A 21,289-nucleotide genomic window follows, 5' to 3' on the forward strand; every position below is an offset into this window, starting at 1 on the left:
GGATGCCCCACACGCCCCAGGAAAAAAAGCGCGTGCTGACTCGCGTTCGCCGCATCAAAGGTCAGGCGGAAGCATTGGAGCGTGCGCTGGAGGCCGGCACCGAATGCGGCGCGGTGTTGCAGCAGATTGCCGCCATCCGCGGTGCGGTGAACGGGTTGATGTCCGAGGTGATGGAAGCCCACATTCGCGAAGAATTCGGCCAAGCAGCAGGTTCCGACGCCCAGCGTCAGGCCCGGGTAAAGGAAATGGCCGGGCTGGTTCGTTCCTATCTGAAATAACTCATCTGGAACTCATTGGCGGCGCCGTGCCGCCTATTTTTTTGAACTTCGTGGGAGGAGAAACCGAAATGAAGAGCCGCGCCGCCGTTGCTTTCGAAGCGGGCAAGCCGTTGGAAATCGTCGAGATCGATGTCGAGCCGCCTCGTGCTGGCGAAGTATTGGTCAAAATCACCGCGACTGGCGTCTGCCATACAGACGCTTTCACGCTGAGCGGCGACGATCCGGAAGGCATTTTTCCTGCCGTGTTGGGTCATGAAGGTGGCGGCATCGTGATCGAAGTTGGCGAAGGTGTAACCAGCGTCAAGCCTGGGGATCACGTCATCCCGCTGTATACGGCCGAATGCCGCCAGTGCAAATTCTGCCTGTCCGGGAAAACCAATCTCTGCCAGGCGGTACGTGCCACCCAAGGCAAGGGCCTGATGCCGGACGGCACCACGCGTTTCTCCTACCAGGGCACGCCGATCTATCACTACATGGGCTGCAGTACCTTCAGCGAGTACACGGTGGTGCCTGAGATTTCCCTGGCCGTGGTGAATCCGGATGCGCCGCTGGAGAAAGTTTGTCTGCTGGGTTGCGGCGTCACCACCGGCATCGGCGCGGTGCACAACACCGCCAAGGTGAAGGCGGGCGACAGCGTGGCGGTGTTCGGCCTGGGCGGTATCGGCTTGGCGGTCATTCAAGGCGCGGTGCAGGCCAAGGCCGGCCGCATCGTCGCTATCGACACCAATCCAGGCAAGTTCGTGCTGGCCCGGCAGATGGGTGCGACCGACTGCATCAATCCCAAGGATTACGACAAACCGATACAGGAAGTGATTGTCGAACTCACCGACGGCGGCGTGGATTTCAGTTTCGAGTGCATCGGCAATGTCGAGGTGATGCGCGCGGCGTTGGAGTGTTGCCACAAGGGCTGGGGCGAGAGCGTGATCATCGGCGTGGCGGGTGCGGGACAGGAAATCCGCACGCGGCCGTTCCAATTGGTCACCGGCCGGGTGTGGCGAGGTTCGGCATTCGGCGGCGTCAAAGGCCGCACGCAACTGCCGGGCATGGTGGAGCAGGCGATGACGGGCGAGATCGATCTCGATCCCTTCATTACCCACAACTTGCCGTTGGAGCAGATCAACGAAGCGTTCGATCTGATGCATGAAGGCAAGTCCATCCGGACGGTGATTCACTACTAGCGTTTCCCTTCTCCCATCGGGAGAAGGTGCCCGGAGGGCGGATGAGGGAATGGCAATGACAGGCTCATCGAGTTTGCTACAAGCGGATACTCCATTCCCTCATCCGGCGCTGCGCGCCACCTTCTCCCGACGGAGAAGGGAAATCAGGACCAACTTATGAAGCTTGAACGCATCGAACACCGCGCCTGTTTTGGCGGTTGGCAGGACGTCTACCGGCACGAATCGCGAACGCTTGGCTGCAGCATGAACTTCGCGGTCTACCTCCCCCCACAGGCAGCATCGCGCAAGCTTCCCGTGCTGTATTGGCTGTCCGGCCTGACCTGTACTGAGCAGAACTTCATCACCAAGGCAGGCGCACAGCGATATGCGGCTGAGCACGGCGTCGTTTTGGTGGTGCCGGATACCAGCCCGCGTGGCGGCGAAGTGGCTGACGCCGAAGGCTATGACCTGGGCAAAGGCGCCGGTTTCTATCTCAATGCCACGCAGTCGCCGTGGTCGGGTCATTACCGCATGTACGACTACGTCGCGTCCGAACTGCCGGCATTGATCGAAGCGCACTTCCCGATCACCGACGCGCGGGCGATCAGCGGGCATTCGATGGGCGGACACGGGGCGCTGATCACGGCGCTGAAGAACCCTGGGCGCTATCGCAGCGTTTCGGCTTTCTCGCCCATCGTCGCGCCTTCACAGGCGCCTTGGGGGCAGAAAGCGTTCGCCGCCTATCTGGGGGACGATCGCGCAACGTGGAAAGCCTGGGATGCCGTCGCGTTGATCGCGCAGGCCGAAGAGCGGCTGCCGCTACTGATCGATCAAGGCGATGCCGACGAATTCCTGGCCAATCAGTTGAAACCGGAATTGCTGCGCGAAGCTTGCGAGAAAGCCGGTCATCCGCTGCAACTGCGAATGCGGCCTGGCTACGATCACAGTTATTACTTCATCAGCAGTTTCATCGGCGAGCATATTGCTTACCATGCGGCGGCGTTGGTTGACCAGTAGCCCGTCCTTGTGGGAGTGGTGCCGGCATGCCCGGCACCGGTAAGTCGCGACCGGAAAACAAAAAAGACTTTAGACACGGATTAACGCGAATAAAAGCGGATAAAGCATTAAATGTTTTTATCCGCGTTAATCCGTGTCCAAGCTTTTGGCATTCTTCCAGTCGCGACTTACGTCGCTCCTACGAAAGCTAATTCGAAGTCGGTATACGCAAAGCGCCCATCCCGCAGCGCGGTGTCGCCTTGGCGAAGATGCAACGATTCGGAGAACATCGGCCCGGCATAGACGCAGGTATGAAACTCGCCGTTCTCACCGCAGGGGTCCACGTTCGGCGGCAGGTCGCGCAGCAGTGATTCATCGAACTCACGACCGGCGAAGCGGCCATCCAGCTGCTCCGTGTCGACACAGCAAACGCGTGCACGTAGTCCACCCGCGATCATTTCTCTCGCCAATGCGGAGGTATCCATGCCGAACAAAGGCGTGACAACCTGCCAGCCGATACGGGCGCATTGGCTTTCGCGGTACGCGCGGATGTCTTCCAGGAATAGATCGCCGAACGCCGCCGTGCGCAGTGTCGGCCAACGCGATTTGGCTTCAACCAAGGCTTGCGTCATCGCCGTTTCGTAGTCGGCGTTGCTGCAGGGACTCGGAATCGCCGCTTCTATCAGCGGCAATCCGGCGGCGACAGCCTGCGCGTGCAGTACCTCACGGCGAATGCCTTGCATCGCAACCCGGTCGCCAGCGACCGTGGTCAACAAGCCTACGACTTCCACATCGGAGCGTTGGCGCAACGTGTGCAGCGTCCAGGCGGCGTCTTTGCCGCCGCTCCAAGCCAGCAGCATGGGGACAGGCACCGGCATCAGGCGGCGGAAACGTCCAGCAGCTCCCAGCTATTGCCGGCCAGCAGCCGTAAGCGGTGCTTCAACACCAGGCCGGGAATGGATGTGGTGGCCACCAGTACGATGCGTAGATCGTCTTGTTGGCCGCTGACATTGGCGCTTGGATCGACGATACCCAGGCCCGGGTCCACTTCATCCGGGTCTTCCTGCGCATTGCGCCAGCGTTCGAACAAACTGCTGCTGCGCAGGGCGCCTTGCAGCTGGGCTGCGAATTCTTCGGCGCCATGGGCGCTGAAACTGAGGGCGGCATCGCTGCCGCGAGCACGGCCCGGATTGGGCAGGCTGATGTAGTAGCGGACAGGCATGGCACCCTCGTCGGTAAGGCGACTAGATTAGCGATGGCGCGCTAAGGCCTTGTTAACGCTAATAGGACAGCCTGTCCCATGCGCTAACCGGCCTTGGGCCGCGCTACGCGGCCTTGAAGGTGTGCGGCTCTGACGCGAAGCCGACGACCACCGCGCCTTTGCCCACGTTGACCATGCCGGTCAGGCTCATCACGCTTTCGTACACTTCCACGTTGTTGTTGGTGCAGATGTCGCGCAGGCGCTGGTAGCCCGGCAACGCACGCAGTTCCGCCAGTTCGCCGCCATAACTCAGGCAGACGGTGGGCGTCATCAGTCCGCTCATGACCCGGTTGCCGCTGAACTTGAACAGCTGCTCCACGGCATTGTCGAAGCCTTTGATCTTGGCGACCGGCTCGGTGTTGCCGTTGAAACCGTGCAGTACCGGCTTGATATCCAGCGCGCTGCCCAGCGCGGCGCTCAGCAACCCTACGCTGCGGTCGCCCTTGGTGCGGGCACGGGCGCGCAGGTAATACAGATCGCGCGGGATCATGTAGCCGTGGGTGTGGGTGGCGAGTTCTTCCAGCCGTACCCGGATCTGCTGCACGGTCGCCCCGGCCGCGCGCATGCGCACCGCCTCTACCGCGGTAATGCCCTGTGCCGCGAACAGATTCTGGGTATCGATCACGCGCAGCGCGAATGGCGAGTTGTGGCCAGCGGCCTGCCTAACTGGCTTGTAGTCGTTGAGAATGGCGAAGCTTGCCTGCATCGCGTTGTCGTAGATCGGACTGCGGGTCTTGGTGATGGTCATGCAGAAGACATGGTCATAGTCGATCACCAACCGTCCCAGGAACAGGTCGCGAATCTGGTTGACCGTGTACGGGGTGGTTTCGGCCTCGTGCCCGCGTTCGGCCACATGCGCGTGCAGAAAACCCAGCGTGGCCTCTTCGTCGCGGTGGTCGGCCAGCACGGCTTCGCCGATGCGCACCGTAATCGGCAGCACGATGATGTTGTTCTCTTGCAGAAACTGCTGCGGCAGGTCGCACGCAGAGTCGACGACTATCCCTATGCGCATCTCAGCCCCTCCCGGCATTCGTCGCATTCATGTGGCGAAACGTATCCCATTGGAAGCGATACGTCCCATAGCATGCACAGGACTGTGCGCCCAGTCACCTTTTATATGAACTGGCGCACACAGCATTCGGGCCGTAGGTCGGATTGTTGTTGTGCACAAAATCATTAAAAGTGTGTGATGAACGTCACAAAAACAACTTGCACGGACTTGTCGCGACGGCGCCTGCCACAGACACTCCGGAACGAGCAAGGAGCGACATGAAACTGGGGTGGGGGTCGATTTTGTTGTGGCTGGGGATGCTGCAACCCGCGTTTGCGTGGGAAGGTGCAACCGTGCGCGTCGATCGGATACAACCCATTGCTTCCGCGCCATCCGACAGTCAGACAGTTGGACTGTTTTCCGGGAGTCGGCTCGGTGATGCCTCGCGGCGGCGCTCAGACGAAGGCATGCTCGACGAAGGCACCGTCAAAGAACGTGTGCCGGGAGAAAACAAGCCGGACGAGCCGACGGTAATCGGCAACGGCGAATGGCGAGTGGAGCCTGCGCAATCGCTGCCCGAGCCATTGCTGTTGATCCACCACCCGTACAACGCGCGCGTGACGGTGCTGACCGCGCCAGACGGCCAGCCCATCACCCGGAGCTTGTTCGATGCCGATCTGGATCCGCAGTACTCGCGCAGCGCGCTGGTATTTCCGCTGCCCGGCGATGGGCCTGTCTACGTCAAGGTGGATGGCGCCCGCTATCCCTTGCATATCACGGTGGAATCGCGCGCTGCGCACGCCGCCGACGATCTGGCCCATATCCGCATATTGATGTGCGCGGTCGGCATGGTGGTGGGCGTGTCGCTGGCTGTGCTGCTGTTCTGGGCCATGCTGCGCGATCGCGTCTATCTGCTGTATGCGGTCAGTATGTTGCTGCAGTTGCTGTACGTACTGTGCTCCTACGGCGAAGCCTACGCGTTGCCGGTGTTGCGTTGGCTGGCGGTATTCGGCGCACCCGGTATTTGGGTCATCGCTACCCTGGCCAGCATGTCGGTGGTGGGTTTGTGGCTGGACTACGCGGGACTGCGCAAGCACGTGCCACGCCTGGCGGCGGCGATGAGTGGTCTGGGACTTTACTTGCCCGGCGTATTGCTGCTGCTGTTGGCGGTGCCATGGCCACGGAACAAGGAATGGTTTCCAGATGTGGCAAACGGCGTATTCCTGTTGACCAACGTGGTGGCGCTCGCCGGCATGGGCATAGCATGGCGGCGCGGCAGCCGGCATGCGGCTTACGCGATGATCGCCTGGATACCGTTGCTGGTGATCACCACATGGCGCGCGGTGCAGCTGAGCCGGGGTGCGCTGGCCATAGACTGGGTGCAATACGGCCTGCCGTTGGTACTGGCATTCACCGCGGTGGTGCTGGCGCTTGGTTTGGCGGATCGCATGCTGACGTTCCGCCGCGAGCGCGACAGCGCCAAGGAACACGCTGAACGTGATGCGTTGACTGGCGTATTGAATCGCGGCGGCATCGAATATCGCCTGGACTGGGCGGTGCTGGAAAAGCGCCGCGAAGGCATTGCGTTGTCGCTGCTGTTCATCGACCTGGATTTCTTCAAGAAGATCAACGACCGCTATGGCCATGCGTTGGGCGACGCCTGCCTGCGCGCAGTCGCGCGCGTGATCAGCGAAGAATTCCAGTACGGCGACCAACTGGGTCGGCTCGGTGGCGAGGAGTTCGTGCTGGTACTCGCCGGTGCCGATGCGGAAGCCGCGCGGCAGATCGCTGAGCGCGTGCGGATCAAGATCGAGCGCTCGTGCGCGGTGGTGGAACATGTGCCGGTGGGCGTCACCGCCAGCATTGGGGTTGCGGAGTGCCTGCCGGAAGACAGCGTTGCCAGCCTGATCGCCCGCGCGGACCAGGCCATGTACGCCGCCAAACGAGCGGGCGGCAATCAGGTCGCCATGCAGGGCCTTTTGCACGATGTGCCCGCCTATGAACCGGAAGCCCCCGAAGGCGCTTCCGGGTGACGAACAGGCACCGCAAGTCACGCATGCGGTCGGCCACGTGGGGCCGACCTATGTCCAGCAACCTTCCTGTAGGAGCGCCGTCCCGGCGCGAGCTTTTTAGCCGGCCGCTGAGGGAAAAGCTCGCGGCGGGACGCCGCTCCTACAAAATGGACTACCGCGTATAAGCCCGCGGAAGTGCGCCGGGCTCGCGCAGGTAGCGATCACGCAGTTCGGTCTGGCGCGAACGCATCGGGATGGCGCGGCCGCCCAGCCACAACTGTTCGGCGGTATTCGCCACATCCAGCGGATCGCCGGACCACAGCACCAGATCGGCCAACTTGCCCGGCGCGATGGTCCCCAAACGATCGGCTACGCCAAAGGCCTGCGCCGGCACCCGTGTCAGACCTGCCAGACCGTCTTCCCAAGGCAGGCCGTTGGCGACGGCCACGCCGGCGTACTGGCGAATCTTGCGCGCGTTGTGCGAGGCGTCGTTGGATTGGGCGAAGCCAACCGCCACGCCGGCGGCGCGCAATCGTGCCGCGTTCTCCAGGGTGGCGCCGATCTGATCGAAGTCCGCTGGCAGATCCGCCAACGAATCCACGAACACCGGCACGTCCGCTTGCGCGATCTGCGGTGCCAACTGCCAGGCTTCCGCGCCGCCGGCGATGGCGATGCGCAGCTTTTCGCGTTGTGCCCAACGTAGCAGCTGGCGAATATCCGCCGCCCGGTTCACTTCCACCACAATGCGGCCGTGGCCGGCGAGGTAACGCGCCAGCACCGCACGTCCGGTGGGCGTCAACAGCGCGTGCGGTGAATCCGCAGGAACCCGCCCGCGCGCCTCGGCCACCAGCTGGTCGAGCAGCATCCACTGGGCGGCGCGCGAATTGCCGCTCAATCCCACAACGCTGCTGCCCAGGCGGATGAACAATGCGCGCGGACCGATGGGATCCGCACTGCCATCCAACCGCATCACGCCGCCTTGGCCGGCGATGAACGAACCGCCGGTGGTGGCGCCCAGCAGCGTGAACCCCAACCCTTCCACGCGCGCCACCGGCACCAATACCGAGGCCGGGTTGTACGCCAGGGTGACGTCGAACTCCGGCCGCATCGGCTGATCGGTCAGCGTCAGCGCGCCGTCGTTGGTGGCCGACTCGCCGGAAACTTCCTCAATGCCGATTTCGGTGATGCCGCCAAACAAGGCTGGCGTCAGCGGCTTGCCGGCCGCGTCGATGGTTTGAACACCGGAGGGTGCGACCAAGCCGCTGCCGACCGACTGGATAACCCCGTTGCGTACCAGCACATCGGCGTTCTTCAGCGTGCCTTGCGCACCCGCGGTATGCACGGTGGCGTTGCGGATCAGGACGTTCTGGGCAGATGCGGTGGTGGCCGCCATGCACACCACCAACGCCACCGCTTTTGCCGTCATCCCGGCGAACGCCGGGACCCAGCGACTTCCTAGAAGAACTCCACTTGTATCCGGCTGCCGCGAGCAAGCCGCTGGGTCCCGGCCTGCGCCGGGATGACGAGTAATGGAATAACGAGCGAGAAGAGTGCGGATGAACTTCATGGCGCCACCTCCTGGCCCAGCATGAAGTCCGACTTGGGTTGCCGAGAGGGATCATGTCGGTCGTAGATGCGCGCGCCGTCGATATAGACCTGCTCCGCCTTGGCGTACACGCTGAAAGGGTCCTGGTTCCACACCACCACGTCGGCCATCTTGCCGGCTTCCAGCGTGCCAGTGCGCTCGGCGATACCCAGCGATTTGGCGGCATTGGCGGTCAGCCAGCGGATGGCGCGCTCGGGTGGAATCTCCATGCCGGCGCGTCGTGCGTTGGCGATGACTTTCGCCGCTTCCTGGTTCAAGCGCTGGATGCCCTCGCTCGAATCGGAATGCACGATGGCGCAACTGTTGGCGGGGCGGTCGACCAGCGCGATGTTCTCCTGGATGCCATCGAAGGCTTCCATCTTGAAGCCCCACCAGTCTGCCCACAGCGCACCGCAGACGCCTTCGGCGGCCAGACGGTCGGCCAGCTTGTAGGCTTCCACACCGTGGTGGAACGCGGATACCTTGAAGCCGAACTCTTTGGCGAGATCGAGCATCGTCGCCATTTCATCGGCGCGATAGCAGTGGATATGCACCAGGATTTCGCCGTTGATGGCGCCGGCCAGCGTATCCAGCTTCAAGTCGCGCTTGCCGCCGGTATCGCCTTCACTGTCCTCGCTGCCGTTGCCTGAGGCACGCTCCCACCAACGCTTGCGCTTTGGCTTCTCAGGTTTGGCGCCGTTCTTCTTCAAATACTCGCTGGCATCGATGAAGGCGGCGCGATAGCCGGCCACATTGCCCATGCGCGTGGACGGGCCGCTCTTCTGGCCGTAGACGCGCTTCGGGTTTTCGCCGCATGCCATCTTCACGCCCCATGGCGCGCCGGGGAACTTCATCGATTGATAAGTATTGCCGGGCACGTTCTTCAGCGTCACGCCGCGGCCGCCAACCAGATTGGCCGAGCCTGGCAGTATCTGCAGGGAGGTCACGCCGCCAGCCAGCGCGGTGTGGAAGCCCGGGTCCTGCGCCCAGATGGAGTGTTCCGCCCAGACATTCGCGGTAACCGGTGCGGTGGCCTCGTTGCCGTCGCCGTGCGCGCGCACGCCAGGGCTGGGATAGACGCCCAGGTGCGAGTGCACGTCGATGATGCCGGGCGTCACCCATTTGCCGCGTGCATCGACGCGAGTGGCTTCGGCAGGTGCCTTCAAGCCCCGGCCAACCGCCGCCACTTTGCCGTTTTCCAGCAGCACGTCGGCATCGTCCAGTCGCTCGCCGGTGCCGGTCAGCACGGTAGCGTGTTCTATCAGCACCGGCCCGGAGGCGATCGCGCGATAAGTACTGGGATACGGGTCCTGGGTGAAGCGGGACGTGGGCGTGGCCGCAGACACGCTAGCCGCCGCGCAAAGTAGAGCCAGACCAAAGCCGGCCATCGGAATGGATCGCATGGAGTTTCCTCTGGAAGGTTGGAGAAACCTAACCGGCGGCGGGGCGGATGCCAAGTGCATAGAGTGACGCTCATGCCACAATGGCGAAAAAAAGAACAACAGGAGAAGAAGAATGAAAGACAAGAACGACATCGTCGAAAACTGGCTGCCGCGCTACACCGGCGTGCCGCTGGATCAGTTCGGCGAACACATCCTGCTGACCAACTTCGGCGGCTATCTCAATACTTTTTCCGCGTTGACGGGCGCGCCCATCGTCGGTCTGGACCGGCCGATGGCCAGCGCGACCTTCGACGGCATCAGCATGATCAACTTTGGCATGGGCAGCCCCAACGCAGCGACTATGATGGATCTGCTGTCGGCCATCATGCCCAAGGCGGTGCTGTTCCTGGGCAAGTGCGGCGGACTGAAGCGGAAGAATGAACTGGGTGACCTGGTGCTACCCATCGCGGCGATCCGCGGCGAGGGCACCTCCAGCGATTATTTGCTGCCGGAAGTACCCGCGCTGCCAGCGTTCGCATTGCAGCGCGCCGTCTCCACCATGATCCGCGACCTCGGCCACGACTATTGGACCGGCACGGTCTACACCACCAACCGGCGCGTTTGGGAACACGACGACACCTTCAAGGAATACCTGCGCAAACTGCGCTGCATGGCCATCGATATGGAAACCGCCACCATTTTCGCCGCAGGCTTCGCCAACCGGATTCCCTGTGGCGCATTGCTGCTGGTGTCCGACCAACCGATGATCCCCGAAGGCATCAAGACCGAAGCCTCCGATGCCAAGGTCAGCAGCCAGTTCGTCGAGAACCACATCACCATCGGCATCGAAGCGTTGAAGCTGATTCGCCGCAACGGGAAATCGGTGCGGCATTTGCGGTTTGATGAGTGAGTGGATCGCACCGGAGAACAATCAGCCGAGCAAGCTCGGCCCTACAAAAGCGCGGATGAGTTCCTTGTGGGAGCGACGTAAGTCGCGACCGGAAACGTCAACGTCGCGACTTACGTCGCTCCCACAAGGATGCGGTATCGCCATGAGGGTCAACATCGGATCTCGGTTCTGCATGAAGCTAAGCCAACTCATGCTTGGCGGGCGGTTCAGAAGCGATCTCACTGCCAGCCGGACGACTCGCACTAGCAACGACGTTTCCCAGACACTATTTGCACTATCCTCCCTGTCTCTCTCACCCTGGAAGCTCGATGGCAACCCCGATCTACGCCGGCAGCTACCGGCCCGGCAAACACCAATGCCTGTAAACCGATCACCGGTGACGCGTATGGAAAAACCTGCAACGGTGGTGCAGTTCTGGCAGGAAGCCGGCATGGAGCGCTGGTTCGCCAACGACAACGCGTTCGATCTGCGGTTTCGCGATCGTTTCCTGGAGGCGCATTTCGCAGCCGCACGCCGTGAGTGCGAAGCGTGGATGGAAACCGCCGAAGGCGCGCTGGCGTTGATGGTGTTGTTGGATCAGTTTCCGCGCAACTGCTTCCGTGGTAGCGCGCACTCATACGCCACCGATGGGCTGGCGCGGCACTACGCGCGCCGAGCGCTGGCGGCAGGGTTCGATCATCAAGTCGATCCGGCGCTGCGCATCTTCTTCTACATGCCGTTTGAGCATTCCGAGTCGCTGGAAGACCAACAACGCTCGCTGGAACTATTCGGCGCGTTGAACGATGCCGAGTACATGCGCTACGCCCAGCTGCATTACGACCTCATCGCACGCTTCGGCCGCTTCCCGCACCGCAATCCAGCGCTGGGCCGCGACTCAACTCAGGAAGAGATCGACTATCTGGCGAGTGGCGGGTTTAGCGGGTAGCGCTTTTTCCCTTCTCCCTCCGGGGTGAAGGCATGCGGCTTACGAGCCACCGGCTCGTGCCTGCCTGAACGCCCTGCGCGCTGCGCAGGGCCGGGGCGCGAGGCGACGTGGCGCGCAGCATCGGATGAGGGCAGAAGAATTCCGTGCTCGGATACTCATCCGTCGATCTGAAAGCGCATGCCCTCATCCGCCCCTTCGGGGCACCTTCTCCCGAAAGGAGAAGGGAGCAAGACCTTCCCGGTTAGATCAATACTTCGCCAGGCCTGCATCCACTTCATCAGCCCAGGCGTTAGTCCCGCCCGCGATGTTGTAGACATTAGAAAAGCCGCGTACCAAAAACTCTTCCGCCGCCTGCTGGCTGCGGCCACCGCTGCGGCACAAAAAGGCAATCGCAGTGTCCTTCGGCAGGGCTTCCAGCTCAGCGCGGCCATTGCCGTCGAACGTCTTGAACGGCAGGGATACCGCCGCGATCGCGCGTTCGTCGGCGGGCCGAACATCGACCAGCAACACTTCGCCGGCGCGAACCTTGGCATCGGCTTCCTTGGGAGAAAGCGTCTGCACCGGCTTGGGTGCATTCGGGTTGTCGATGGCCAAGCCCTTGCCGCGGATATCGTCCACCCAATCGATGGTGATGCCATCGGCACGGCGTGCGCTGGCCAGATCGAACTGAACGCGGATGCCGTTGGATTCGGCGGCAATCGCATTGGCATCGTATTGCGCGAGCTGGAAATTCGGCTGGTACTGCGCGTTGATGGACAGCGCCAGCGCGGCGCCTTCACCTGCGTCTTCCACCGCATTGCGCAGCATCTCGACAGCGGCCGGGGTAACGGTGATCTTGGGCGGCGAGCGGTCGGGTGCTTCCAGGCCCAGCAACGTGGCCAGTTCGCCGGAGTTGGACATCTGTTCGATGATGTCGCTGCCGCCGACCAGTTCGCCGTCGATGTACAGCTGCGGGATGGTCGGCCAGTCGCCATAGGCCTTGATGCCTTCGCGGATATCCTGGTCGGCCAGCACGTTGACGTGAGCGAAATCCACGCCCAGCGCGCCCAGCGCACCGACCGCCTTGGCCGAGAAGCCGCATTGCGGCATGTTGGGCTGGCCCTTCATGAACAGCACAACGCGGTTGGACTGAAGAAGGGATTCGATGCGGGAGCGCAGAGCAGGGTCGAGAGACATGAATGGGTACCGGAAAACGGAAAGAGGATTTTACGCCGCATGGCATCATTGACGGATGACCAGAGCAAGAACACTGCATCGCGAACCACGCCATCCGGGTTGGATATTGGGCCTGTTGGCCCTGTCGCAAGTGGCGGTGGCGGCGCTGTGGTGGCGTTGGGGCTGGCAAATGGGGCTGCCGGCGATGGCGGCGACCCATCTGGTGGTGCTCTGGGGCACCCTGCACCCGCGCGCCACGCTGTTCTGCCCGGCGCTGTCGCGCTTTCCCGCCGACGGGCGGCAAGTCTGGTTGACTATCGATGATGGCCCCTCCGACGACACCTGGCCGATGCTGGACCTGCTGGACCGGCATGGCGCGAAGGCGATCTTCTTCCTGGTGGGTGAGCGCGCGCTGGCCCGGCCGGAACTGGTAAAGGAAATCGCCGCGCGGGGGCACGGCATCGGCAATCACAGCGCCAGCCACCCGGATGCCCATTTCTGGCGGCTGGGCCCATGGCGTTTGGAACACGAGATTGGCCGCAGCCAGTCGATCCTGACCGCGATTACCGGCGAAACACCGCGATGGTTCCGCTCGGTGGTGGGCATGACCAATCCGTTCGTCGGCCTGTCGCTCAAGCGCCACGGCTTGGCGCGGATGGCGTGGAGCGCGCGTGGTTTCGATGGCGTTAATTGCCAGCCGGCACAGGTGCTGGCGCGCATCCAGCGCGACATCTCGCCCGGCGCCATCGTGCTGTTGCACGAAGGCGCCGCGCACGGCCACAACGTGGCGATCCTGGCGGAACTGCTGCAATGGCTGGATGCGCGGGGATATCGCTGCGTGTTGCCCGAGCAGACGGGCGGTGGAGCCGAAGCCGTGGACGTCTACGCAGCGGCGTGATGGATCCAGGTGGAGGATGCCGTTCTACGAGGCGCGGAGGAGTTCCCTGTTGGAGCGACGTGAGTCGCGACGTTGATGTTTCCGGTCGCGACTGACTAGCCATTCGGCTGTTGAAAGCCATCGCTCGCACAAGGAATTCCTCTGTCTTTCGTATCAAGCTGCAAGCAACCGATGCGCAACCGGAAACGCCAACTTGGTCCACTCGGCGTACATCGCCGCGGAAGGGTGCAAACCGTCGTCGGCCAACATCTTTACATCTTCACCGCGTTCACGGCTGACGGCGGTGATATCCACGAAGGCGACGCCACGCGCCGAACACGCCTCGCGGGCAGCGAGATTGTAGGCATCCAATTCGCGTGCGATCTGATCGCGATCACGGCCTTGCTGCTGCGCGAACGGGGTGACGCCCCAATCGGGAATGGACAACGCCAGCACACGCTCGGGACGGTTCCTGGCAAAGCCGATCGCGCGCCACAACAACGCCGCGAACTGTACGCGGTACTCCTCGACCGGGCGGCCGCGATACTGGTTGTTGACGCCGATCAGCAGACTGACGAAGTCGTACTCGCCCAGAGGTTCTTGCGCGGTGATGGCGGCATCCAGTTCGTCAGTGGTCCAGCCCGTTGTGGCGATAATCTGCGGATCAGCAATTGGAATGCCTTCGGCGCGTAATGCACGAGCCAACTGCATCGGCCAGCGGCCAGCTTCTTCGATGCCTTCGCCTATCGTGTAGGAATCGCCCAGCGCCAGGTAGCGCAATTCGGGGACCAGGGCGGTTGTGTGGGTGGTGGTCATGACTTCATTTTGCTCCGGAATGCTGGAGAGCAAAAGCTGCAGTTTTACCTGCTACAGGCTTGTCGTAGAGCGGAGCTGCGCCTCGCGACAATACCGAATCAATAGCAATGAGGCCGTCGCAACGGCCGGCGATAGCGAATAACCGGCGGCGCTCCTGGTAGAGCCGAGCTTGCTCGGCTGCTTTTCGTTCCGGAGCAAGAGCAGCGGAGCAAGCTCCGCTCTACGACAAGCAACTTAGCGGTTATTCGCTAATCACCGGCCGTTGCGACGGCCTCATTGCTATTGACTCTGTGCTATCGCGAGGCGCGGCCGCGACTTCGCCTTGATCGGCACCACCTTGGTCACGGCCTCGGCGCGACGCGTGAGGGCGCGGTCGATGCGGGCGAATACCTCGCGCATCGTGGCGGCTTCCGGCAGCAGGGTGACGCGGAAGTGGTGGCGGTAGGGCACGTTGAAGCTTGAGCCCGGCACCACCAGCACGCCTTCGGTTTCCATCAGGTCCAACGCGAAGTCGTGATCGTCGAAAGCGCGCGCGGCATCACCCACCACGGCGGGGAATGCATACAACGCGCCGGCCGGCGCCACCAGATCCAGATGTTCGCTGGCGTCGCAGGCTTCGATCACCGCGCGGCGGGTTTCGTACAGACGGCCGCCGGGAGCGCACAAGGCCGAAATGGTGTCCGGGCCGTTGATGGCCGCTTCGATGGCGTACTGCCCCGGCACGTTGGCACACAGGCGCAGTGCACTCAGCAGATCCATCGCGTGCAGGAAATCGCGCACCACTTCGCCATCGCCGGATAGCACCGACCAACCCACGCGCCAGCCACAGGCGCGGTGCACCTTGCTCAGCCCGCTGAAGGTGATGCAAGGCACGTCGCCGGCCAGTGGCGCCACCGGTTCGAACCTGGCGCCGTCGTACAGCACCTGGTCGTAGATCTCATCGACCATCAGCAGCAGCTTGTGCTTGGCGGCGATGGCGACGATGCGCTCCAGCAGCTCGCGCGGATACGCGGCGCCGGTCGGATTGTTGGGATTGATCAGCACGATGGCGCGGGTGCGCGAGGACACCAGCGCTTCGATCTCGCTCGGATCGGGCAGGAAATCGTTTTCCGGATCGCAGCGGTAATAGACCGGGCGGCCGTCGTTGAGAATGGTCGCCGCCGACCACAGCGGGTAGTCGGGCGAGGGCACCAGCACTTCGTCGCCGGGATTGAGCAGCGCACGCAGCGACAGGTCGATGAGTTCGCTCACGCCGTTGCCGATGAATACCCGATCGGCGCTGGCATGCGGCGTGCCGCGACGCGCATATGCCGCTGCAACCGCTTCGCGCGCGGCGGGCAGGCCTTGCTGATGGGTATAGGGATCGGTGTGGTCGATATCGCCGATGATCGCCTTTTGCAGATGCGCCGGCGCACGGAACCCGAACGCGCCCGGGTTGCCGATGTTCAATTTGATCAGCTTGCGGCCCTGCGCCTCCAGCTCCCGGGCTCGCCGTGCCAGTTCGCCACGGATTTCGTAACGGACTTCGGATAGGCGTTCGCGGGTCTTCAAGGTAGGCATGGCGGGGCGGAAGGGGCAAATAACGAGTCGCCAGCTTAGCGGAAAACCGCTGTCCGGGCGGCGCGGAGTTCAGGGGCCGTCTAGAATCAACGCATGACGCTCGAATCCCCGGATTTTTCCCCGCTCCGCCCCATCGGCTGGCCCTATGCCGGCGCGCCGGAAGATGCCGCTTGGCAAAAGGCCTTCGCGGCCCATCCCCGGGCCGTTCCCGCGCGGGTGGTGGAGCAGCACCGATCCGGCTACGTGGTCGCCAACGCACCCGGCGCGGCGATCAAGGCCGAGTCCCTGCCGGAATGGCAGCGCCCACGCTTCCCCTCGCACGAGCGGCCGGCGGTGGGCGATTGGGTGTTGCTGGAAGGCAAGCGCATCGTCGCGCTGTTGCCGCGGCATACCGCCATCAAGCGTGGCGCCGCCGGCGAGCATTACCACCAGCAGGTCATCGCGGCCAATATCGACACGGTATTCATCGTTTGCGGCCTGGACGCGGATTTCAATCCACGCCGGATCGAACGCTACCTGCTGCTGGTGGGCGGCGGCGGTGCGCAGCCGGTCGTGGTGCTGACGAAGGCCGACAAGACCGAATACGGCCCCGACGCGATCGCCACGCTGGAAGAACTCGCAATCCAGGACATTCCGATGCACGCGGTCAACGCCAAGGATCCCGCCAGCGCGGCGGTGCTCGAACCCTGGCTGGGCCCCGGCCGCACGGTGGTGCTGGTGGGTTCGTCCGGTGCTGGCAAGTCCACGTTGACCAATACCTTGCTGGGCAACGAGAAGATGAAGACCAGCGAAGTGCGCGAGAGCGATTCGCGCGGCCGCCACACCACCACTTACCGCGCGCTGATTCCGTTGCCGTCCGGCGCCTGCCTGATCGACACGCCCGGCATGCGCGAGCTGAAACCGACCGGTGAAGAAGATCTGGGCGAAGGCGGTTTCGCCGACATCGAAGCCTTGGCCGAGCAATGCAAGTTCCGCGATTGCTCGCACCAGCGCGAACCCGGCTGCGCAGTGCGCGCGGCTATCGAGCGCGGCGAGTTGGACGAGGAACGCTTCCACAATTACCTGAAGCTCCGCGACGAAGTCGCCGCCGCCGCCGACAAACTGGCAGCGCGCCTGGCGCAGAAATCAGATGCGCGTGTGCAGAACAAGCCATCGAATAAGCGGTTGGACGATAAGTACGGCAAGCGTTAGCAGACCTCAAGATCATTCAGAAAGACCCTTCCCCTGTTTACAGGGGAAGAGCCTGCCCCGTACTTGATACGGGGTGCCGAAGGCGGAAGGGGTGCTTTTCGCGCGATGCATGATCAAACTGAAAAGCAAGATCAAAAAATCAAAATCAAAAGCACCCCTCCTCAATCCTCCCCTGCGCTGCGCGCAAGGGAGGAGGCAGAAGCAAAAGCACATCTCAATGACTGACATGAATCCTGATATCGCCCACCACGCCGCGCTCGACGCGCGCATGGTCAAGGCAGTGCGCGGCATCAAGCTGTTGAGCCTGGCGAGTTGGCCGGCCACCGTGCAGGCGCCATTCCTGGAAGGTTTCGCGCGCGGACAGCCGCAGCTGCCGCAGATCGATTATCCACGCCTGGATTTCGGCGACGCGCGCCGCGAGCTGGCGAAAGTGGCCCTCGCGGCCGACCCATCGCACCCGCTGGGCACCTATCTGCGCGAGTCCGCGCAAAGCTGGGATATCGCCGCGCAGCTGTTGGAATCGCTGGGCACGAATGAGGTGACGGTGCATTCGGCCGCGTTGTTCGGTCAGCCGGACGAAGCGCTGCCGGGCCATGGGCCGACCACGCGCGAAGCCGCACAGCATTTCATCGCCATTGCCAATGGCATGGATCACGCGTTGCTGGCACCGGAAGAACAGATTCCGGTTTCCGCCACGGCCTTGCAGTTGCAGTTGCAGAGCGACCTGGACGATTTCTTCGATGGCCGCGTGATCACGGTGGAATTGGATCCTGAGCTGATCGCGAAGGCGGCGGCAGGCGCCAACCGCATCCGGCTACGCCATGGCGCCGCGTTCAGCGACTACGACAGGCGGCAACTTCTGCAGCATGAAGCACTGGTGCATTCGCTGACCGCGTTGAACGGGCGAGAACAACTCAACCTGCCCAGCCTGGCGTTGTCATCGCCGCGCGTCACCGCCACACAGGAAGGGTTGGCCACCTTCGCCGAACAAATCACCGGCAGTATCGACATCGAACGCATGAAGCGCATCAGCCTGCGTATCGATGCCGTGGCGATGGCGCTGAACGGCGCGAACTTCATCGAAGTGTTCCGCTATTTCGTCGATGCCGGCCAGAATCCGGAAGAAAGTTTCTCTTCCGCACAGCGCGTGTTCCGCGGCGTGCCCACGCACGGCGGCGCGGCGTTCACCAAGGACACGGTGTACCTGCGTGGATTGATCGGCGTGCACACCTTCTTCCGCCACGCGCTCCAGCAGGACCGCCTTGGTTTATGCCGGCGCCTGTTTGCCGGCAAGATGACATTGAGCGACGTGCAGGCTTTCGATCCATTGTTCGACAGCGGCGTGCTGGCGCCACCGCGCTGGCTGCCGCCGTGGGTCAGCCGCGCGAACGGCTTGGCAGGAATGCTGGCGTTCTCGTTGTTCGCCAATAAGATCCGGATGGATCAGTTGGATACGCCGTCGATTTAGGAGGCGCGCGGCCGGGCGATCGATGAGGAGAAACGGGAACGGGGAACAGGGAACGGGGAATGACCGACCCACGGCGCGTTTGTGCAACGGCTGAAGTCGTGACGAACACCCAGAAAGCTTTCTTCCTGGTCGCTCCCAGTTACCCGACCCGGTCAGAAATCCACCTGTAACTTTTGTTCAAGTGATGACAGATTCGTCACCCCGGCGTAGGCCGGGGCCCAGCGACTTATTACCATCCGGAGTGAAAGGCACTGGGTCCCGGCTTGCGCCGGAAGCGCTCTTTAACAGCCGAATGGCTGGTCATGACGACGATTGTCTTCATGAGCAGTAGTTGATTCGAATGCTCCAGGAGGTGCCATTGGCTGTCCTGGAACGGAGGCCGCTACGTCAGCCATTGCGCAAACGCGCCATGGCTCGGTCATTCCCCGTTCCCCGTTCCCCGTTCCCGCTTCTTCTTACCCTCAAAAATCCACCTGCAACCGCCCCAGCAGCGCGCTGGTCCGATCAAGCGTAGCGTTGTTCAGACGGTCGCGGCTGCGGCTTTCCACCCAATCCAGCATCACGCGCAGGTGCGGGCGCGGATACCAGTTCACGCCGGCGCTCCATGCGCTGACGGCCTGATCGCGCGAGACAGGCAAGCCATTGACGTTCTGCCGGCCGCTGATGGTGTCGTAGCGCAGCGCCACTTCCCACGCGCCGCCGCGCGACGTCGGTTGGATGCGCCCAAACCGGCCGGTCTTTGCATCGTAAGGACGGATTTCGCCGGTCAGCATCCATGCCGCCTGGGCATAGCCCGTGGAGAGCCGCCCTGTTTGTGCGCCATCGTCGAAGCGCGCGCCGCCAAGTTCGCTCTGATAAGAAAAAGCGCCGTGGACGCCCGCCAGTTCCAGCGAGTATTTGTCCACACGGGTGTCCAGTCCACGGCTGAAATCGAGCAGGGTGATGCGGTTGGCGTCGGAGAACAGCCCATTCGGACGCACGCGCACGCGCAGCGCCGAAGCACCATCGGCGCCGGGGTGGTCGTACTCCTCACGTGCCACCGAAAGGCCGACATGCAGCACCCGGCCTTCGTCGCGCCACGGCGCGTAAGTGCCGCGTGCCACCGCGGCCTCGCCCTTGGTTTGCCATACGTCGATATTTTCCAGGCTGTAGACGCTGCCGCCCAGGGTGTAGCCATTGCGTGCGGACAACCAGCCGGCGCCCAGGCGGTAGGTAGGCGCCAACGCCTGGCCCAGATAGCTGCGCTCCACGAAAGAGGTGTGGTTGGAGCTGACCCGGTCATCCAGAGTGACGAACTGCTTGAACTGGCCAACGGTCAACGTACCTGCCTTGAACTTGCGCGTGACGTAGACATCGCGCGCGATCACTTCATCGCCGGAAAAGTCGGCTTCCAGCTTGTAGCCCAAGCCGTAGAACTTGCCGGAAATGTCCAGCCACGCCGCACGCAGATCCGAGTCGTCAGCGACAGGTGCGCCGCGCGAGTCGTTGTCGAAACGCGCGATATCCCAGTGCAATCGTCCGCCGACCTTGGCCGTGATGTCTTTCTCTTCGCCCTCGGCGGCTTGCGCCCCGGAGGCGCATGCCAGCAGCAGGAGCGACGCGAAGGGAAGCAGGCGGGTGCGTTGCAAGGTCATCGGCATGTCTGATGGGAGTGAGTGAATCGCAAGATGACAGTTGCATGGCGCAGCACCAATAACGCATTGGTAGTAGGGCGCGTCATCCATTCTCAAGTAGGTCGCGTCGGTCTGGCGGCCACTCCCTCGCTCTTCCTTGCCCGGAACACACGCAAGAGCAGCGCGACCTGCGTGAGAACGCACGCCCCTGTGATCGCCAGTCGGAATATGCCTCCGTCATGCTGCGCGGCATCATCTCAAGACCGGCTGTCCGTGCCAGACTTGCGGCATGAGCGACAACAAGATCCTGGTGGCCGACGATCACCCGCTGTTTCGCGCGGCGGTGCTGCATGCGCTAAGGGAAACGATGTCCGGCGTTGTGACCGTGGAGGCCTCCAGCGTTTCCACCCTCACGGCGGCATTGACGGAGCATCCCGACATCCAGCTGGTATTGCTGGACCTGACCATGCCCGGTGCGCGCGGCTTTTCCTCCCTGGTGTATTTGCGTGGAGAGCGGGCGGATATTCCCGTAATCGTGATTTCCTCCAACGACCACCCGCGGGTGATCCGCCGCGCGCAGCAGTTCGGCGCGGCCGGCTTCATTCCCAAGTCCTCGCCAGTGGAGGTCATCCGCACCGCCGTGCAAACGGTGCTGGACGGCGGCACCTGGTTCCCGCCGCTGACCGCGGAACGTTCCGAATCCGACGACCGCCTGGCCGCCCGGCTTGCGCAGCTGACACCGCAACAATTCCGCGTACTGCTGTGCATTGCCGACGGTTTGTTGAACAAGCAGATCGCCTACGAGCTGGGCTTGGCCGAAAACACCGTGAAAGTGCACGTGACCGCGATCTTGAAGAAGCTGGAGTGCAATAGCCGCACCCAAGCCGCGGTGCTGGTGAAGGCGCTGGAACAGCAAGAGGGTGGGGCGGAGTTGTAGTGGCTTGTCGTAGAGCGGAGCTGCGCCTCGCGATAGCACAGCGTCTGTAACGATGATGCCGTCGCAACGGCACGCGATATTGAATTGTGTTGTTCGTAGAGCCGAGCTTGCTCGGCTGCTTTTCGTTCCGAAACAAGAGCAGCCGAGCAAGCTCGGCTCCGCAAAGCCCGGATGC

The 21,289-nt window shown here is 62.9% G+C and carries 19 protein-coding genes; 10 read left to right on the plus strand and 9 right to left on the minus strand.

The genetic code is table 11. The features are described 5' to 3' along the window. Positions 1-2: 2 nt before the first annotated feature. The 3 genes from frmR to fghA all read left to right on the plus strand — a co-directional run bounded on the left by frmR (position 3) and on the right by fghA (position 2,452). Complete coding sequence (frmR, locus tag AB6O04_RS17040; protein ID WP_368565401.1) at positions 3-278, plus strand: formaldehyde-responsive transcriptional repressor FrmR; 276 nt, start codon at positions 3-5, stop codon at positions 276-278. Between the two features lie 68 nt (positions 279-346). Then, a complete protein-coding gene (locus tag AB6O04_RS17045; RefSeq protein WP_368565402.1) occupies positions 347-1,456 on the plus strand; it encodes an S-(hydroxymethyl)glutathione dehydrogenase/class III alcohol dehydrogenase in 1,110 nt (369 codons plus the stop codon). Between the two features lie 156 nt (positions 1,457-1,612). Next, entirely contained in the window at positions 1,613-2,452 is an 840-nt protein-coding gene (gene fghA, locus AB6O04_RS17050; protein WP_368565404.1) for an S-formylglutathione hydrolase, read from the plus strand. 167 nt (positions 2,453-2,619) lie between these two features. Here fghA and AB6O04_RS17055 read toward each other — a convergent pair whose 3' ends face one another. The 3 genes from AB6O04_RS17055 to AB6O04_RS17065 form a co-directional block, all read right to left on the minus strand. Further along, positions 2,620-3,291: an ATP-binding protein gene (locus AB6O04_RS17055; RefSeq protein ID WP_368565405.1), complete on the minus strand. Its 672-nt coding sequence runs from the start codon at positions 3,289-3,291 to the stop codon at positions 2,620-2,622. A gap of 17 nt (positions 3,292-3,308) precedes the next feature. Then, on the minus strand, positions 3,309-3,653 hold the full coding sequence (locus AB6O04_RS17060; RefSeq protein WP_368565407.1) for a hypothetical protein: 345 nt from the start codon (positions 3,651-3,653) through the stop codon (positions 3,309-3,311). Positions 3,654-3,756: 103 nt separating this feature from the next. Then, complete coding sequence (locus AB6O04_RS17065) at positions 3,757-4,704, minus strand: DegV family protein (RefSeq protein WP_368565408.1); 948 nt, start codon at positions 4,702-4,704, stop codon at positions 3,757-3,759. A gap of 257 nt (positions 4,705-4,961) precedes the next feature. On the opposite strand from AB6O04_RS17065, the gene AB6O04_RS17070 reads away from it, so the two are divergent. Continuing rightward, positions 4,962-6,716, plus strand: coding sequence for a diguanylate cyclase (locus AB6O04_RS17070; RefSeq protein ID WP_368565409.1), 1,755 nt, complete (start codon positions 4,962-4,964; stop codon positions 6,714-6,716). Between the two features lie 151 nt (positions 6,717-6,867). Here the strand turns inward: AB6O04_RS17070 and AB6O04_RS17075 are convergent, their stop codons facing one another. After that, positions 6,868-8,121, minus strand: coding sequence for an amidohydrolase family protein (locus AB6O04_RS17075; protein WP_368565410.1), 1,254 nt, complete (start codon positions 8,119-8,121; stop codon positions 6,868-6,870). Positions 8,122-8,258: 137 nt separating this feature from the next. Next, complete coding sequence (locus AB6O04_RS17080) at positions 8,259-9,683, minus strand: amidohydrolase (protein WP_368565411.1); 1,425 nt, start codon at positions 9,681-9,683, stop codon at positions 8,259-8,261. Between the two features lie 112 nt (positions 9,684-9,795). Here AB6O04_RS17080 and AB6O04_RS17085 point away from each other — a divergent pair, with 112 nt between their 5' ends. Then, positions 9,796-10,572, plus strand: a complete 777-nt coding sequence (locus AB6O04_RS17085; protein ID WP_368565412.1) for an AMP nucleosidase — start codon at positions 9,796-9,798, stop codon at positions 10,570-10,572. Positions 10,573-10,957: 385 nt separating this feature from the next. Further along, on the plus strand, positions 10,958-11,497 hold the full coding sequence (locus tag AB6O04_RS17090) for a DUF924 family protein (RefSeq protein ID WP_368565414.1): 540 nt from the start codon (positions 10,958-10,960) through the stop codon (positions 11,495-11,497). Positions 11,498-11,743: 246 nt separating this feature from the next. Here AB6O04_RS17090 and grxD read toward each other — a convergent pair whose 3' ends face one another. Then, the gene (grxD, locus tag AB6O04_RS17095; RefSeq protein WP_368565415.1) at positions 11,744-12,673 is read right to left on the minus strand and encodes a Grx4 family monothiol glutaredoxin; all 930 of its coding nucleotides are present in this window, start codon (positions 12,671-12,673) and stop codon (positions 11,744-11,746) included. 55 nt (positions 12,674-12,728) lie between these two features. On the opposite strand from grxD, the gene AB6O04_RS17100 reads away from it, so the two are divergent. Continuing rightward, positions 12,729-13,550: a polysaccharide deacetylase family protein gene (locus AB6O04_RS17100; protein ID WP_368565416.1), complete on the plus strand. Its 822-nt coding sequence runs from the start codon at positions 12,729-12,731 to the stop codon at positions 13,548-13,550. 153 nt (positions 13,551-13,703) lie between these two features. Here AB6O04_RS17100 and AB6O04_RS17105 read toward each other — a convergent pair whose 3' ends face one another. Both AB6O04_RS17105 and AB6O04_RS17110 read right to left on the minus strand, forming a co-directional pair. Then, complete coding sequence (locus AB6O04_RS17105) at positions 13,704-14,345, minus strand: SGNH/GDSL hydrolase family protein (RefSeq protein ID WP_368565417.1); 642 nt, start codon at positions 14,343-14,345, stop codon at positions 13,704-13,706. A 279-nt stretch (positions 14,346-14,624) separates the two neighbouring features. Next, positions 14,625-15,905: a pyridoxal phosphate-dependent aminotransferase gene (locus AB6O04_RS17110; RefSeq protein WP_368565418.1), complete on the minus strand. Its 1,281-nt coding sequence runs from the start codon at positions 15,903-15,905 to the stop codon at positions 14,625-14,627. A 93-nt stretch (positions 15,906-15,998) separates the two neighbouring features. On the opposite strand from AB6O04_RS17110, the gene rsgA reads away from it, so the two are divergent. Together rsgA and AB6O04_RS17120 are read left to right on the plus strand one after the other, a co-directional pair. Then, the gene (gene rsgA / locus AB6O04_RS17115) at positions 15,999-17,096 is read left to right on the plus strand and encodes a ribosome small subunit-dependent GTPase A (RefSeq protein ID WP_368565420.1); all 1,098 of its coding nucleotides are present in this window, start codon (positions 15,999-16,001) and stop codon (positions 17,094-17,096) included. A 217-nt stretch (positions 17,097-17,313) separates the two neighbouring features. Beyond that, entirely contained in the window at positions 17,314-18,564 is a 1,251-nt protein-coding gene (locus AB6O04_RS17120) for a flavohemoglobin expression-modulating QEGLA motif protein (RefSeq protein WP_368565421.1), read from the plus strand. Between the two features lie 461 nt (positions 18,565-19,025). Here AB6O04_RS17120 and AB6O04_RS17125 read toward each other — a convergent pair whose 3' ends face one another. Further along, positions 19,026-20,198 (minus strand): OprO/OprP family phosphate-selective porin, encoded by a 1,173-nt coding sequence (locus AB6O04_RS17125; RefSeq protein ID WP_368565422.1) that lies wholly within the window; start codon positions 20,196-20,198, stop codon positions 19,026-19,028. 268 nt (positions 20,199-20,466) lie between these two features. On the opposite strand from AB6O04_RS17125, the gene AB6O04_RS17130 reads away from it, so the two are divergent. After that, positions 20,467-21,114 carry a LuxR C-terminal-related transcriptional regulator gene (locus tag AB6O04_RS17130; protein WP_368565423.1) on the plus strand — a complete coding sequence of 216 codons (648 nt, stop codon included), beginning with the start codon at positions 20,467-20,469 and terminating at the stop codon, positions 21,112-21,114. Positions 21,115-21,289 lie beyond the last annotated feature (175 nt).

Origin of the sequence: Pseudoxanthomonas sp. UTMC 1351, assembly GCF_040948865.1 — a bacterium.
Lineage (GTDB): Bacteria > Pseudomonadota > Gammaproteobacteria > Xanthomonadales > Xanthomonadaceae > Pseudoxanthomonas_A.

Coding starts and splice junctions, on each gene's coding strand:
- grxD (WP_368565415.1), bottom strand. CDS start 12,673: ATGTCTCTCGACCCTGCTCTGCGCTCCCGCATCGAATCCCTTCTTCAG.
- AB6O04_RS17065 (WP_368565408.1), bottom strand. CDS start 4,704: ATGCGCATAGGGATAGTCGTCGACTCTGCGTGCGACCTGCCGCAGCAG.
- AB6O04_RS17130 (WP_368565423.1), top strand. CDS start 20,467: ATGAGCGACAACAAGATCCTGGTGGCCGACGATCACCCGCTGTTTCGC.
- AB6O04_RS17045 (WP_368565402.1), top strand. CDS start 347: ATGAAGAGCCGCGCCGCCGTTGCTTTCGAAGCGGGCAAGCCGTTGGAA.
- AB6O04_RS17070 (WP_368565409.1), top strand. CDS start 4,962: ATGAAACTGGGGTGGGGGTCGATTTTGTTGTGGCTGGGGATGCTGCAA.
- AB6O04_RS17055 (WP_368565405.1), bottom strand. CDS start 3,291: ATGCTGCTGGCTTGGAGCGGCGGCAAAGACGCCGCCTGGACGCTGCAC.
- AB6O04_RS17080 (WP_368565411.1), bottom strand. CDS start 9,683: ATGCGATCCATTCCGATGGCCGGCTTTGGTCTGGCTCTACTTTGCGCG.
- AB6O04_RS17120 (WP_368565421.1), top strand. CDS start 17,314: ATGACTGACATGAATCCTGATATCGCCCACCACGCCGCGCTCGACGCG.
- frmR (WP_368565401.1), top strand. CDS start 3: ATGCCCCACACGCCCCAGGAAAAAAAGCGCGTGCTGACTCGCGTTCGC.
- AB6O04_RS17100 (WP_368565416.1), top strand. CDS start 12,729: ATGACCAGAGCAAGAACACTGCATCGCGAACCACGCCATCCGGGTTGG.
- AB6O04_RS17075 (WP_368565410.1), bottom strand. CDS start 8,121: ATGACGGCAAAAGCGGTGGCGTTGGTGGTGTGCATGGCGGCCACCACC.
- fghA (WP_368565404.1), top strand. CDS start 1,613: ATGAAGCTTGAACGCATCGAACACCGCGCCTGTTTTGGCGGTTGGCAG.
- AB6O04_RS17110 (WP_368565418.1), bottom strand. CDS start 15,905: ATGCCTACCTTGAAGACCCGCGAACGCCTATCCGAAGTCCGTTACGAA.
- AB6O04_RS17125 (WP_368565422.1), bottom strand. CDS start 20,198: ATGACCTTGCAACGCACCCGCCTGCTTCCCTTCGCGTCGCTCCTGCTG.
- AB6O04_RS17105 (WP_368565417.1), bottom strand. CDS start 14,345: ATGACCACCACCCACACAACCGCCCTGGTCCCCGAATTGCGCTACCTG.
- rsgA (WP_368565420.1), top strand. CDS start 15,999: ATGACGCTCGAATCCCCGGATTTTTCCCCGCTCCGCCCCATCGGCTGG.
- AB6O04_RS17085 (WP_368565412.1), top strand. CDS start 9,796: ATGAAAGACAAGAACGACATCGTCGAAAACTGGCTGCCGCGCTACACC.
- AB6O04_RS17090 (WP_368565414.1), top strand. CDS start 10,958: ATGGAAAAACCTGCAACGGTGGTGCAGTTCTGGCAGGAAGCCGGCATG.
- AB6O04_RS17060 (WP_368565407.1), bottom strand. CDS start 3,653: ATGCCTGTCCGCTACTACATCAGCCTGCCCAATCCGGGCCGTGCTCGC.